9 protein-coding genes are annotated in these 14,118 nt (G+C 45.9%); 6 read left to right on the top strand and 3 right to left on the bottom strand.

The window, feature by feature from the left end; translation table 11 throughout:
* Nucleotides 1-2 precede the first annotated feature (2 nt).
* On the bottom strand, nucleotides 3-1,457 hold the full coding sequence (locus AC58UX_RS08905) for a circularly permuted type 2 ATP-grasp protein (RefSeq protein ID WP_497251552.1): 1,455 nt from the start codon (nucleotides 1,455-1,457) through the stop codon (nucleotides 3-5).
* A gap of 350 nt (nucleotides 1,458-1,807) precedes the next feature.
* Here AC58UX_RS08905 and AC58UX_RS08900 point away from each other — a divergent pair, with 350 nt between their 5' ends.
* Together AC58UX_RS08900 and AC58UX_RS08895 are read left to right on the top strand one after the other, a co-directional pair.
* Nucleotides 1,808-4,015: a methyl-accepting chemotaxis protein gene (locus AC58UX_RS08900; protein ID WP_497251550.1), complete on the top strand. Its 2,208-nt coding sequence runs from the start codon at nucleotides 1,808-1,810 to the stop codon at nucleotides 4,013-4,015.
* A gap of 188 nt (nucleotides 4,016-4,203) precedes the next feature.
* Nucleotides 4,204-4,737: a hemerythrin domain-containing protein gene (locus tag AC58UX_RS08895; protein ID WP_497251548.1), complete on the top strand. Its 534-nt coding sequence runs from the start codon at nucleotides 4,204-4,206 to the stop codon at nucleotides 4,735-4,737.
* A 272-nt stretch (nucleotides 4,738-5,009) separates the two neighbouring features.
* On the opposite strand, the gene trhO is transcribed toward AC58UX_RS08895, so the two are convergent.
* Both trhO and AC58UX_RS08885 read right to left on the bottom strand, forming a co-directional pair.
* On the bottom strand, nucleotides 5,010-5,915 hold the full coding sequence (gene trhO, locus AC58UX_RS08890; RefSeq protein ID WP_497251546.1) for an oxygen-dependent tRNA uridine(34) hydroxylase TrhO: 906 nt from the start codon (nucleotides 5,913-5,915) through the stop codon (nucleotides 5,010-5,012).
* An 84-nt stretch (nucleotides 5,916-5,999) separates the two neighbouring features.
* Entirely contained in the window at nucleotides 6,000-9,812 is a 3,813-nt protein-coding gene (locus AC58UX_RS08885; protein WP_497251544.1) for a response regulator, read from the bottom strand.
* A gap of 158 nt (nucleotides 9,813-9,970) precedes the next feature.
* On the opposite strand from AC58UX_RS08885, the gene AC58UX_RS08880 reads away from it, so the two are divergent.
* From AC58UX_RS08880 to AC58UX_RS08865, 4 genes are all read left to right on the top strand, one after another.
* Nucleotides 9,971-11,674 (top strand): HAMP domain-containing methyl-accepting chemotaxis protein, encoded by a 1,704-nt coding sequence (locus AC58UX_RS08880; RefSeq protein WP_497251542.1) that lies wholly within the window; start codon nucleotides 9,971-9,973, stop codon nucleotides 11,672-11,674.
* Between the two features lie 120 nt (nucleotides 11,675-11,794).
* On the top strand, nucleotides 11,795-12,910 hold the full coding sequence (locus AC58UX_RS08875; RefSeq protein ID WP_497251540.1) for a stalk domain-containing protein: 1,116 nt from the start codon (nucleotides 11,795-11,797) through the stop codon (nucleotides 12,908-12,910).
* Nucleotides 12,911-13,028: 118 nt separating this feature from the next.
* Nucleotides 13,029-13,346, top strand: a complete 318-nt coding sequence (locus AC58UX_RS08870) for an SPW repeat domain-containing protein (protein WP_497251538.1) — start codon at nucleotides 13,029-13,031, stop codon at nucleotides 13,344-13,346.
* Nucleotides 13,347-13,525: 179 nt separating this feature from the next.
* Complete coding sequence (locus AC58UX_RS08865) at nucleotides 13,526-14,074, top strand: cysteine hydrolase family protein (protein WP_497251536.1); 549 nt, start codon at nucleotides 13,526-13,528, stop codon at nucleotides 14,072-14,074.
* Nucleotides 14,075-14,118 lie beyond the last annotated feature (44 nt).

Here is a 14,118-nt window from a genome sequence, read left to right as displayed (position 1 = left end):
AGTTAACGAATGACCCACGTATCCTTACATCCTCCGCCTTGTGAAGAGTTTACGACGAGGGAGCCTTCCTTCAAAGCTACACGCGTAAGTCCGCCGGGAATGACTTGAATGTCTTCGCCTGCAATAACAAAAGCGCGCAAATCGATGTGCCTAGCTGCCATTTGGCCATCTATCATGACTGGAGCTCTGGATAGTTGAATGGTTGGTTGTGCGATATAACGATCGGGGTTGGCTAGTATTTTGAGCCGGAAATCCGCGATTTCACGCTCTGTAGCCGAGGGCCCAATCAGCATGCCATAGCCGCCTGAAAGCGAGGTTTCTTTGACGACCATTTCATGCAAATGCTTCAGAACATGCTCTCGCTCCTCAGGCCGCGAAAGAATATACGTGGGAACGTTATTCAGAATAGGCTCTTCATTTAAGTAATAACGAATCATATCAGGCACGTAGGCATAGATAGCTTTATCATCGGCTACACCTGTACCGGGTGCATTGACAATATTGATATTGCCCGCGCGATACGCGTTCATGATCCCTGCCACACCTAGCATCGAGTTCGGGTCAAAAGCGAGCGGATCTAAGAAATCATCATCAATACGGCGATAGAGCACGTCGATTTGGCGAAGTCCCTTGATGCCGCGAATATACACTTTATGATCAATGACGACGAGGTCGTGTCCCTCGACAAGCTCCAGCCCCATTTGCTGAGCGAGGAACGTGTGCTCGAAATAAGCAGAATTGTAACACCCTGGTGTTAACAGTCCGATAACGGGATCCGATTTACCGGAAGGACTCAGCTTACGAAGCGCGGTTAGAAACACGTTTAAGCTATGCTCAATATCTTGAATGGAATGGCTGAATACAAGCTCAGGGAATAAGTGCGTCATAATCGATCTGCTTTTATATAAGTAAGAGAAGCCAGAAGGGGAACGGAGATTATCCTCAAGAACGAAATATTCACCCTGCTCATTCCGAATTAAATCAATCCCAGAGGCCGTTATATAAACATCATTTGGAATGGAAAGCCGCATCATCTCAGGCCGGAAGTAACAATTGGAGAGAACCATCTTCCTGGGAATGATCCCATCCTTCAGAATGGATTGCTCATGATAAATATCTTTGAGAAAAAGATTAAGTGCTTTTACACGCTGCTTGAGCCCTCGTTCGAGCTGAATCCACTCCTCCTGCGGGATAATCCTCGGTATCGGATCGAAGGGAAGTGTGCGCTCCAGCGCCTCCGTCTGATCGGGACTGTAAAGGGTAAACGTGATCCCTTCTTCCATCATCCGTTTCATCGTAGCGGTTTGGCGTTTGTTTAAGCTGCCTGTTTTCATCGACATGAATTGAAGAAACGTACTTTGATAATGAGGGCGAACCGAGTACGCGTTCATAAACATCTCATCAAAAAAAGGACGAGGATCATAAGGGGTAGTGACCAGATTCTCAGGTTTAGACATAGCAGCTCCCTGGTTTCATCACTTGTGCATTCGGAAGCTACATGGAAGCTATGGGCCCGATGCAGAAACCAGGCCTCCTTTCTGATCTAAGTTCTTTATTTGTTAGGGAGAGTAACATATAACTTAAGAAAATATGTTGTTTTTCTTATATTGTAAATTTTTCAGAAAATTATGTCAATATAACTAACAGTAAAAAATACCGACATTATTCATTAATTTTTTGTTAATGTTCGGATTTTCGGATAATACATGTGATTTCACTTGCTAATATTGCCAAATCACTATAAAATGTCGAATATATAAATGTTAGATAAAGTTACATGAGGGGTATAAAAAGAGGGGGACGCGATATGTTCGATTGGCTAGGTTACAGAAAAGGTCTGCCTTTGTGGTGGTCTTATCGACTGAATCGTCACATCAAAGAAGATGTTGAGCATATTTTCGAAGGTATCGCACACACGCGAACGGAAATTTTACGAGGCTGGGCGCTGGCTTATTGGTCCAATTTGGACCGCTTGTTGGAACAGTTAGTCTTGACGGAGTCGCTGACAGAGGCTTTGCCGAAGGACGCAAACGTGATCGGAAAGCTGCTAGCAGCAACCATGAGGAGTGGGGCTGACTTCTCTGAAGTATTTATTTTGAATGAGAAAGCTGCTGTCGTATACTCCACACACCTCGCTCATGTTGGGAGGTCCTATGCGGTAGGTGGTGAGCTTGGGAAAGGGGTGGAGGAATCGAGAAAAGGTGTGAAATGTTTATTCGGGCCTTTTTCCGATCCCCTTACGCTCCAGATTGGTCCAAGCACCTCGCCATTTCATGATGCGATGACGATCGCTTTTATTTTGCCTATAATGGTTGGCGGACAGTGGAAGGGCGCGATCTGTGGACGAGTTCCGAACGATGTGCTGGGCGATTTAATTCAGCGCGAATCAGGACACGTATATCCGGATTCTGGCGATAATTATTTATTCATGGCCAAGCCTGTGTTGAACAAACAAATTATTCCGGGCACAGCCTTATCACGAAGTCGTTTCGAGGATTTGACCTTTACACACGGGGACAATTTAAAAGATGGCGTTCGAACGGATTATGGTATCGTAGGGGTCAAAGCGCATACTGAGCTTGAGCTCGTTTTCACGGATCCGGCTACCAATCAATTGCATCCAGGTGTGGCCGGAACGATTGCTAAGGGAAATAATCTATTCGTGGAATTCCCAGGTTATTCCGATTATCGGCATATTTCGGTTATTGGAAAAGGTGTGACCTTTCAACTGCCTCATTGCCCAGATGTGTGGGGGATGATGTGTGAGGGAGATTTGGAAGAGGTGTATCGCATTCGTTCTATTGATTGGAAGCTGTTTAGACTGCAAATGCGGTTCATTGCGCTCTACATTCTCCTCTCCGCGGGTGGTTTCTGGCTGCTTAACGGACATGTATCCAATGGTGTGGGCGCTGCGATCATGGCGGGGGCCAGTCTTCTCTTGGGTGGAATAGGTGCAAACCTCATCAGACGTAAAGGAAGTAAACCGATCGCAAGACAGCTTGCGCAAATCAATAAATTTATTCGGATTAATGCCGAGGGAAAAGGGGATTTGACACAGCGTCTGAAGGTTGACGAATTTGCTGGGGATGAGACGCGAGATTTGGCCAAATGGATCAATAATATGATCGATTCTTTGGAAGGCATCATGCTGCAAGTGAAGCAAGCGGCTGCTGAGGTGCAGGTTAGTCAAGAACGGATGAATGACTCCACAGGTTCGACCGAGCAATCGACGGGACGGATGAGTACGAAAATCCATGATATGATTCGCTCGCTGCGCGGTCAGCTGAAGGATATTGATGTCGCCAAGGATGTTACGCAAAATATGAGCGGAACCTTACGCGAATTGGAACAGAAGGCGTCGGGTCAAATCGCTGTCGCTCAGGACGAGGTTGAACGTATCGGTCAGAAGATGACAGATATCTCCGCGAAGGTGAAGCAAACGAATCAGACCATTCAAACATTTTTACAGACGACGCAGGAAATTCCTAAGCTCTTGAAGGTGATCGAAGAAATTTCAGCTCAGACGAATCTCCTGTCCTTGAACGCTTCCATTGAGGCTGCGCGTGTAGGTGAGCATGGTAAAGGCTTCGCGGTCGTAGCGGGTGAGATCCGGAAGTTGGCTGATTTGACGAAAAAATCAACGACGGAAATCAATGCGACGATCGAGCATATTGAAAGGCATGCCAATGAAGCGTTCGTCTCCATGGAGGAAGGCACGAAGGTCGTGCTGGAAGGGACGCAGATTGTTGCGGCGGCTTCCGAGATTCTCAGCAGTGCGAATGCACACGATACGATGAAAACGCAGGTCGTGGAGGAAGTGGTCGCGTTAATGGAGAAAATCGCAGCCGTGAGCAAGGAGAACCGTCAAATATCAGCAGAGGTTGAGCACACGGTGAAGGAGCTTCTGCAGGACATGCATCATGTCCGTCAAACGACAGGTGATGTAGGGGCGATTACACGTTCCATGCTGCTGCTTGTGAATCAGTTCCATTTGACCGAGAGTCGTATTCGTTAAAAAGGTTAAGATTTAGACATTCTTTCTTTCGCATGTTAACAGCCCTATGCCGCATACAATGATAATGCGGTATGGGGTTTTTCTGTTTTTACATACAAGATGGATACTGACACAGTAAGTTTCTAATGAACCTTAAGCTGATGCTTACGAAGTAAGTTTTCTTACGAAAACTCGGAGGAGGATGTCGAATGAGTGACCGTTTGAGCATTCAAACGAATCGGGCAACTAACGTGAATCCTAGTGAATTTAGAGTGCTAGCCCAGCGTTTGAAGGAGGAGCATGTGCAAATGCGTGAGCAGCTCTCCGACATTCGAACGCTAGCTGCCGCTTTGTACACCCTTGAAGATTGCTCAATTGGAATGTGTCGGCTGATCGAACTTCAGGACGGTATATTATCCCTTGTGGAGGAGCTGGAGCAGCATTCGGAATGGGAAGAGCAAGTTCTGTTCCCGAGTTTGCAAACCTATTTACATCCGACCATGGCTATCTCGGTATCGCGGTCCATGCATGTGTTAGAGCAGGATCATGATTTGGCCAAAAGAGTCGTACAGTCATACGTAAACGGTGTCAACGCCATGAGTGTGCCAATTGACATGGATTTCGTCCATGTTATGGCCTCAGAGTTGTTAACCGCTTGCCTTATTTTGCTCAAACATTTCACGTTGGAGGAAGAACTGGTCTATCCGTTAATTGATCGGATTATAGAGCAGATTGCGGAGTAGCATCAAATGAGTAAAAAGGACCTTCCCAAGTCAACCGACTTGGAAAGGTCCTTTTGCATAACTAGTGCTCTTCCTCGGCACTAACTGGAAAATCTACATCTATTTCCGGCGAAGTCGCCGGATAAAGGCGAATAACTGGAAAAACTCCAGCTAATATCAGCCATTTGCCCGCTAATCGCAGAAATGGTCAAATATAACTGGAGTTTTTCCATGTAAATGCCCTCAACGGCCGAATCCAGCGAATTTAGATGGAGGTTTTCCATCTAATCCCCCTAAGCTTCCAGCGAGCTCAACGTTTTCTCTTCGCATTCCTTGGAACAGAAGCTGTCATGCTCCTCTTCGCAAGCCTCGCAGCAAATATGCTTCAAGTGGCAAAGATCGTTGGCACAGTTGATATAGCGATCCTCTGCGGTTCCGCAGTGGTAGCATTTGCCTACAACGATATCCTCGTCTGTTCTGTTGATCGGCACCGAGATACGCTCGTCGAACACGTAGCACTTCCCATCAAAAAGGCGACCCTTCACTTCTTCGTCCTTCCCGTAAGTCACAATCCCGCCATCCAGCTGGTACACTTCTTTGAAGCCTTCGTTGATGAGGAAGCCGGAGAGCTTCTCACAACGGATGCCGCCAGTACAGTAGGTGAGGATAGGCTTGTCCTTAAACTCCTGCAGATTGTTGCGAATCCACTCTGGGAATTCCTTGGTCGTTTCGACTTCAGGACGAATCGCGCCGCGGAAATGTCCGATATCATACTCGTAATGATTACGGCCATCAAGCACGATGACATCTTCATTTTGAAGCTTCTCGTAAAATTCCTTAGGCTTCAGGTGCGTACCTGTCAGCTCATTCGGATTCACATCTTCCTCAAGACGGAAGGTGACGAGCTCCTTTTTCGGACGGACAAAAAGCTTCTTGAAAGCATGCCCTTCACTCTCATCAATCTTGTAAACCATATCTTTAAACAATGGCATGAGATTCATCATCGCCATGTAGGCTTCTGTTTGCTCAACAGTCCCGGAAAGCGTACCGTTAATACCTTCAGGAGCAATTAAGATGCGTCCTTTCACTCCGAGCTTTTTGCAATAAGCCAGATGCTCGCGCGCCAATGCTTCATGATCAGCAACTGCGACGAATTTATAATACAACAAGATGCGGTATGGAGCGCCATGTTCAGTCATAACAATTAACCACCTATACGTATAAAATGACACACTCCAACAAGATGGAGTATACGCATATAGTGACATAAATTTATGTTTTTTTCAATCAAGCAGCAATTTTTGGATAGTTTCAAACACTGCGTTCAGCTCATCTTCTATTAATTGAAGCAAATGGTTAACGTCTGAGCGCTCAGTTTCTCGGGATTGTAGTCCGCTCTCCAACCTATGCTTCTTCACATAATCCTCCAATTCGCTTGCCGCGGCAAACACTCGATTCGCAGAAAGGTTGCTGGAGGAACCCCGCAGGCTATGCAGTAATCTCAGCGCTTGCTCATCATCCTGAGCCTCAATAGCAGCTTGCAATTGCCTCATGAGAGGCGGTGTTTGCTCTTGGAATTTACGCAGCATCTCGCGGTAAATCTCTGTTTTGCCGCCAATGCGCTTGAGTGCTTCCGCTGTATCAAGCTTAAGCACTTCCCGATCTTCCCGTTCATCCTTACGCAGCTGAAGCGTTGTTTCAATGGCTCCCAGCAATCGTTCGGGAATGATGGGCTTGGAAATCATTTCGCTCATCCCCGCCTCCATGCAAGCCAATCGATTATCTAGCGTAGAGTCTGCTGTGATGGCAATAATGGGGATGTGGGCCCATTTGGGCTCAAGACGAATACGCTTCGTCGTTTCAATCCCGTCCAGTTCAGGCAAATGGATGTCCATCAGAATTAAATCAAATGTATGATTTTCCAGATCATTCAGCGCCTCGAAGCCGTTGCCAGCCAATTGAATACGACAGTTCAGCATGCTTTCCAAAAGCGAACGCGCAACCGTTTGATTAATTTCATTATCTTCAACAATTAGAATGCGAAGAGGAGCTTCACCCATCGCCGAAAAGGGGGATAAGGTTGCCGGATTTGCATGAGTTGGCCAACTCGTTTCAGATGGAGGAGCATGAACGCCCTCTTTTTCAGCAAGAAGAGAATCCAACGTTCGGTATAACAAACTTCTGGAGATGGGCTTGACCAAAATGGCATCAGGAGCTGCATCTGGGGGAAGCTGTTCGAGCGCATCTCTGCCAGATAAAGATGTATAAATAACAGTTCGAATTCCCTGTTGTTGACTAGCTGCCAGCATCGTCCGCCACACGTCTTCCCCATACATATCATCTGCCTCCATATCCAGCAGAAGGATATCAAAAGGAATATGCGCAATGATCTGGAGCGCCTCTTTCCAAGAATGAACGCCAGCTGCGTCCGTACACATGGACTGAAGGCTTTGGACAAGCACCTTATTGAGCTCAGGATGATCTTCCACAACGAGTACAGCGAGCGGCAAGGGGATGGTCGATTTGCTGATCGGCTGAAATAACGTAAATGTGAGAACGACTTGAAACTCACTCCCTGTACCATGTTTACTCGAGACCAAGATGGATCCGCCCATATTCTCAATAATGTTCTTGGAAATAACGAGCCCGAGGCCGGTCCCTCCATATTTGCGACTTGTAACTTCGTCCCCTTGGATAAAGGGTTGGAACAAATTGGCCAACTGCTTTTCGTCCATGCCAATCCCAGTATCCGAGACACTGAAACGAAGGGTTACCTCATTCTCTCGCAGCTGATCAACTTGAACACGCAGCGTAACGGTACCTTGCTCTGTGAATTTAATCGCGTTGCTGGATAAATTGAGGAGCACCTGATAGAGGCGCAAGGAATCGCCAATCAGTCCAATAGGAACTTGGTCAGGGATATCGCAAATGAAATCCACAGGTTTATGCCCCAGAAGCACGCTAAGTGTTTCACAGACGCGATCAATGGTTTCATCGAGCTGAAACGGATGATGTTCAATGACCAGCTTATCTACTTCCAGCTTAGAAAAGTCGAGAATGTCGTTAATGATATGTGAAAGCGAGAGCGCGGAACGTGAGATTTTACGTATATAATCATTCTGCAATTCGGTCATCGCTGTTTTTTCAAGCAAATGCGAAAGTCCCACGATTCCATTGAGCGGCGTTCGAATTTCGTGGCTCATCCGCGCTAGGAATACGCCTTTGGCTAAGTTGGCCTCATCCGCTTCCTGTTTGGCCAGAATCAGCTCTTCCTTGGCGTGAACTTGCTCGGTGATATCTCTCGTAATCGCCGAGAAATACATCTCTCCATCATCAAGAGGGACGTGAGGGACGATGATAAATGAAACAATAATGCGATGCTGCTTCTTCGTCTGAACCTCCGCTTCGAATTCCCAGAAGCCGTCCCGGATGGCGATTTGAAGTCCTGCATCGAATTTGAGCTCATTCTGTATTTCAACAAACTCATGGAAATGCGTGCCAGTATAGTCCGTACCATTGAGTCCCATGGAATGAATGCCAGCTGGATTAATATAGAAAATATAACCATCCTGATCAAAGGTGAGAATCGCATCACGCGCGCTCTCTACGATGGTGAGCAATCGATCCTTCGTCTCATTGCTCTCCTTAATATCACTGATGTCGCGCGCAATTAGGACGTACCCTTTCAGATCACCATTCGGATGCGTGATACAGCTCACACTTGCTTGTACATAGATGCGAGTCCCGTCTTGGTGATACCAGATCCACTCGGAATCCTCTTTCAAGTGACGCAAGGAGCGTATGACAAGCGTTGTGCAGTCAGCAGATATCCTCTCTCCCAGTTCGGCGGAATACTGTGCTGCTCTTTCGTTGAGCTGATTCTGATCCAACCAGATCAATGGGGAGGCTATTTTTTGGACATCCGCTAGCTGATAGCCGAGCATCTGGGTTGCTCTGCTATTGAGATGGTTAATTAGAAAATTCGGATCCATGACGATCATGGCATATTGATTGTGCCGAATAAAAGCTTCAAACGGCTCGAAGAGATCGCGAATATTTTCCATCATGCCGTTGACAGAAAGGGCAAGGGCACCTAACTCGTCTTTGCTAGTAAACACAATGGGCTTCGTGTGGAAATCACCGGCTGCAACCGCCTCGGTCACTTGAAGGATTTGTTTAATTCTTTTGATAATCAGATTGTTCGTCGTGAGGTAAATAAGAAATAAAAGGATTAGCGCTGTCATCACAATGATGCCTACGGTCGACCAAAGCAGTGGACTCGTGGGGGCTTCAATCGCAGCGATTGGCATGGAATAGGCAAGGAACCAGTTTAATTGAGGGATACGTGCGTAAAACCATCTGCTCTTGTGACCGCTGAGAAACGATTCGTCAATAAAGCCACTTCCCTCTCGTAATGCTCTTTGAAAGGAAGGGGCGAGATCAGGAAATTCAGTGAAAATGTTCATCTTTAGAATAGTAGGCGTGTCGGTAGCGTAGAGGGTCAGGCCTTCTAGATTCACGATTAGCAGCTCACCTTTGTCCAAAGGAGCAACTAAATGTTCTTCAAATAAAGGCTCCGCTTTCAGTGACACATCGATGAGACTAACGACTTTATGTTGATCATCAAAGATGGGAGCCGTAATTGAGATCACGTAGATGCCATTCATTTTGCTAAAATGGGGGTCGGAAATGTAAGTATTTCCTTGCAATGCTTGTTTGAACTTGGGCTGATCGGAAATGGAGATCGTCAAGCCTGAAGTAAATTGAAGGATACCCGACAAATCGCCAATAGCCATAGCATGATAGCGATTATCAACGGATTGTAACTCATGACTTAGAAAATTTAATCGTTCGGCTTGCGTGCCCTGCTTCATAATACTTACCCGACTAATGAGCTCCACTTCAGCCAAACGAATGGATAAAAAATCATACAAATTTCGAGCGGAGTTCGATACAGAGGTCATGGATTGCTCATTAATTTGCTGTAACAGCTTATTTCTAGAGAGTGTATAGTTGGTAATCCCTACAACAATAAGGGAGGTCGAGGTTATGAGAACGAACCAGGCAATCAGTTTAAAGCGCAAAGATGATAACATGAATAGCCTCCTGAAGCGTTGTAATTGTTAAAGAATTTCATAGTTTTAACATGTTTAGAACAGAACAAATTTAATGAATTCCATTTATGATATCTCCAAGAGAGGAAGGACGTATACAAAAGTCTTCGAATTCAACATTTTTTAGGGGGAATTGAGTTATGCAACTGACCGTTCGTACGAAATTAATTTTGGTATTTTCGATCATTTTACTCATGGTAGGGGGACTAAGCTGGACAGATATGACTCGAATGGGGGCTCTCAAGGATAGTAATGAGAAGCTTGTGGAGAATTGGATGTTTGGTATTCAGGTGATTGAGGATATACATTATAATTCCGAGCATTTACTAACCGTTTACAGAGGTAAGAGGTTAGAGCCTGATGTGAAGAAGCATGAACCTTTAGACAAAGAAATATCAGCAACAATAGATCGAATCAACAATTTGTTAGGAAAATATAAGGATACGCTAGCAAGTGAAGAAGATACTGCACACTTTCAAGAGCTTACACAGTATTGGGATGCATTTATTGCGAGCTTTGCAGCGAATAAACAACAGTCGGGTGATCCAACAAGTAAGGCAGCACAAGATAGTTTAGCGGCTATGACGGATGCTTTCACTATAGTACAAAAGAAGATGGCAGACATGGTGATGTTCAATCAACAGGGTGGACTACAAGCCGAGCAGGACAGTCAGAAGGTGTACCGTGAGAGTGTGAAAACATCGGTAATTGTATTGTCCGTGATGTTCCTGTTCATGATTGCAGCTTGTTATTTCCTGGTACGCGTGATTTCAGTTCCTGTTCGTACAGCTTCCATAGCGTTGGACCGTATTTCGAAGGGTGATCTCACAGTTGAGCCTATTATCGTTAAAAATAAAGATGAAATTGGCCAGCTTGTTGGCTCTGTCAATCAAATGCTGACGCAATTGCGCCATTCCGTGGAGCAAATGCAGCAAGCCTCAACGAGTGTCGCAGCTTCCTCCCAACAGCTATTTGCCAGTTCTGAACAGAACACATCCGCTTCGCAGCATGTCGCGGTTTCTGTGCAGGATTTCGCCAATGGGGCGGATGCTCAAGCGCAAAGCTCTGTGGAGTGCGGTAGAGCGATGGAAGAAATGGCTGCCGGGATCTCCCGTATTGCAGAAACGACCGCAGATGTTTCCGAGCTATCAATGACAGCTACGAACATTGCGGAGCGAGGCACATTTGCCATGGAACGTGTCGTCAATAGAATGCAAGCCGTAAGCACGTCTGTGGATGCCGCCAATCAGGTGATTCAAGAGCTTGAGCAGCATTCCCAGAGCATCGGTCAAATTACAACGTTAATTGGGAACATCGCCTCACAAACGAATTTGCTAGCTTTGAATGCAGCCATTGAAGCTGCGCGTGCAGGCGAAAGCGGCAAGGGCTTTGCTGTTGTAGCTGGAGAGGTTCGTAAGCTGTCATCGCAAACAGATGAATCTGTTCGGGAGATCTCAGAGCTTATTGCTTCCATTCAAAAAGATTCGGCACGTGCTGTTGGGGTTATGAACAATGGTCGGACGGAAGTTCAGGAAGGGCTCCATGAGGTAACCATTGCCGAGAAAGCGTTCGGTCAAATCGTACAAGCCTCGCAAGAGGTAGCGAGCAAAATTCAAGAAACTGCGGCAGCAGCACAGCAAATGGCAGCTAGCTCGGAGGAAGTCGCAGCAACGGTTGCCCAAGTAGGCTTTGTTGCCCAGCAAACTTCGGGGACAGCGCAGTCCGTGGCAGCAGTTACGGAAGAGCAGCTGGCATCTGCCGAAGAAATTACATCGTCAGCCAAAAACCTTGCCGTCATTGCCTCAGATTTGAATCAAGTGGTGGGGACTTTCCGCCTGTCATAATTTTTTCTGAAAATTACAGTGTGATCGTCAGACTTTTTAGTTATCTGTTTCGTCTAGTTATCGTGAAGGTTAGAAAAGAGAGATAAACAAACACGATAATTCAGAAGGAGCGAATCAGAAATGAAAAAAAATCCATGGAACATGTTGAAAATCGGTGTTGTTGGTTGTGCGATGCTTGTAGGAGTGAGTGCTTCTGTCCTGCCAGTTGCTGGTGTTGCTTCAGCAGATACGGTTGTGGCCATATCGGCAACTACATCATCAGTCCCAGTCGTCATTAAAGAAGTGGTACTCACTTCGAAGAGTGCTGATCTAACGACCAATATCAAAGTGCCTCAGCTGACAGGTATGCTGGATACGAAATATCAAGATGAGTTGAATGACATTATTTTATCTCATGCTAACAAAGACTTGGTGACTTGGGAGAAGGAAGCTGCGGAGGCTGCGGCAGCAGCCAAAGAGAAGGGATACACGTACCACCCTTATGGACTTACCATCATCTACACTTTGAAATCGGATGGCACAGGTAATCCTTCAGGTGTTGTCTCACTTACGGTTACTACGTACGGGCAAACTAGTGGCACAGGCATGCCGAGAGTGGATACGTATAATGTGCTGAATGCGGCAGCGGCTCAACGTGTAACGCTTCAGGATCTCCTGGGAACGGACTATAAAGCTAAGATCGATGCTGGTGTCATTGCTAAAATTAACGAGAACCCGCAATACTTCTTTAAAGATCAATTTAAAGGAATTGACGAGAATCAAGGCTTTTATGTAGAAAAAGGGGAAGCAGTTGTGGTGTTCCCGAAATATTCCATCGCAGCTGGTGTTGCTGGATCGCCGGAATTCCGGTTTAGCTTACCTGACAACTTGACGATTAAACCGAATCCTGCGCCACTGCCTGGTTCTGATAAAGTGAAAGTAGACCTGGTCACAAGTGATGTTGTCGTGAATCCAGACGGTGTATCGCTCGTTCCTTTCCGCAAAGTGGCTGAAGGCCTTGGCTACACGGTGAAATGGAATCAAGATACGTACGCTGCTGAACTGAATAAAGGTGCTCAGTGGACGAGTGTAAGCGTGGGCAAAGACAGTTATTTCTTTGCTAAAATGACGCCAGTTGCGCTAGGTGCAGCTCCAGTTATTTTGAACGACTCCCTTTACGTACCGGTTAAATTCGTAACGGATATTTTAAAAGCTGAAGTGACGACGGTTACGACAGGACTTCATATCGAGCAATAGATGTAAAATGAAAAGCCTTTGGTTGCCTTTTTAGGTGAGCCAAGGGCTTTTCTATACACACATACCTGTAAGCGTTTGCATATACTGTAACATCCCGCTTTTAGGAGGTGTGATCGGTATGTATCTCAAAAACAGTTTATCAGCACTCATGGGCCTCTGGTTCTTGATAACACCTTGGGTGTTTGGATTCGGAGATGAGTCCAATGCGCTATACACCTGTGCCCTGTTCGGAAGTCTACAATTCGTAAGCTCGATGCTAGCTCTGGGGAAAACAGGGAAGTATACATGGCAGAACTGGGTTTGTGTTGGCACAGGTGCTGTTTTTATCGTATTTCCTAACGTATTTCATCTGTCATTTTTGGCATTTTTCTTATTCGTTGCCCTTGGCTTTATGACGATTCTCATTAATTACGCTAATCTATACCCGGATTCGTAATTATTGATTTCCCATGTGCCTATTGTAAAATGTTTTTAATTATGTCATAATGAAAATATCAAAATGACAATGTAAAACAAAGCGCGCCTCAGCTGTTGAATTACAGTTAGGCTTTTCTTTTAATTGTTGATAAAGTCGTTATAATAGTATTACACATACAATTTAAGGAGTGATGAACAATGAAAGCCCTCATTCTCATTGACTATACGGTGGATTTTGTAGTAGGAAAGCTTCCTTGTGGGGACCCTGCTATCGCCATTGAAGCTCGCTTATGTGAGCTAACTGAGCGGTTTCTAGCAGATAAGGATTATGTGGTGATGGCAGTGGATCTACATGAAGAAGGAGATCCCTTCCATCCTGAGACGGCTTTGTTCCCTCCTCATAATATCCGCGATACAGAGGGACGGGAGCTTTATGGCCGATTAAAAGCGGTGCATGAAGAGCACTTGGCATCCATCTATTGGATGGACAAAACGAGATACAGTGCTTTTTACGGGACAGATCTTGAGCTAAAGCTGAGAGCTAGAGGCATTCAGGAGCTGCACCTGGCAGGCGTGTGTACAGATATATGTGTCTTACATACAGCGGTGGATGCGTATAATAAAGGTTTTTCCATCATCATACATGAGGATGCGGTGGCTAGCTTTGATGCGCAAGGCCATGTCTGGGCGTTGAGGCATTTTGAACATACACTAGGGGCTAAGGTTGTTCGGGATTGGCAAAATTAACGGAAATGGCATTGGACGACGAGTAGACGCGAGGGTGGAGAGGA

The sequence above is a fragment of the Paenibacillus sp. J22P90 genome, assembly GCF_059692195.1.
The sequence above is the reverse complement of the archived record's forward strand: the minus strand, read 5'-3'. Positions and strand labels throughout refer to the sequence as shown.

Excerpts from the sequence above, each read along its gene's own strand:
- AC58UX_RS08870 (WP_497251538.1), top strand. The coding sequence starts at position 13,029 with ATGTATCTCAAAAACAGTTTATCAGCACTCATGGGCCTCTGGTTCTTG.
- trhO (WP_497251546.1), bottom strand. The coding sequence starts at position 5,915 with ATGACTGAACATGGCGCTCCATACCGCATCTTGTTGTATTATAAATTC.
- AC58UX_RS08885 (WP_497251544.1), bottom strand. The coding sequence starts at position 9,812 with ATGTTATCATCTTTGCGCTTTAAACTGATTGCCTGGTTCGTTCTCATA.
- AC58UX_RS08895 (WP_497251548.1), top strand. The coding sequence starts at position 4,204 with ATGAGTGACCGTTTGAGCATTCAAACGAATCGGGCAACTAACGTGAAT.
- AC58UX_RS08880 (WP_497251542.1), top strand. The coding sequence starts at position 9,971 with ATGCAACTGACCGTTCGTACGAAATTAATTTTGGTATTTTCGATCATT.
- AC58UX_RS08900 (WP_497251550.1), top strand. The coding sequence starts at position 1,808 with ATGTTCGATTGGCTAGGTTACAGAAAAGGTCTGCCTTTGTGGTGGTCT.
- AC58UX_RS08865 (WP_497251536.1), top strand. The coding sequence starts at position 13,526 with ATGAAAGCCCTCATTCTCATTGACTATACGGTGGATTTTGTAGTAGGA.
- AC58UX_RS08875 (WP_497251540.1), top strand. The coding sequence starts at position 11,795 with ATGAAAAAAAATCCATGGAACATGTTGAAAATCGGTGTTGTTGGTTGT.
- AC58UX_RS08905 (WP_497251552.1), bottom strand. The coding sequence starts at position 1,457 with ATGTCTAAACCTGAGAATCTGGTCACTACCCCTTATGATCCTCGTCCT.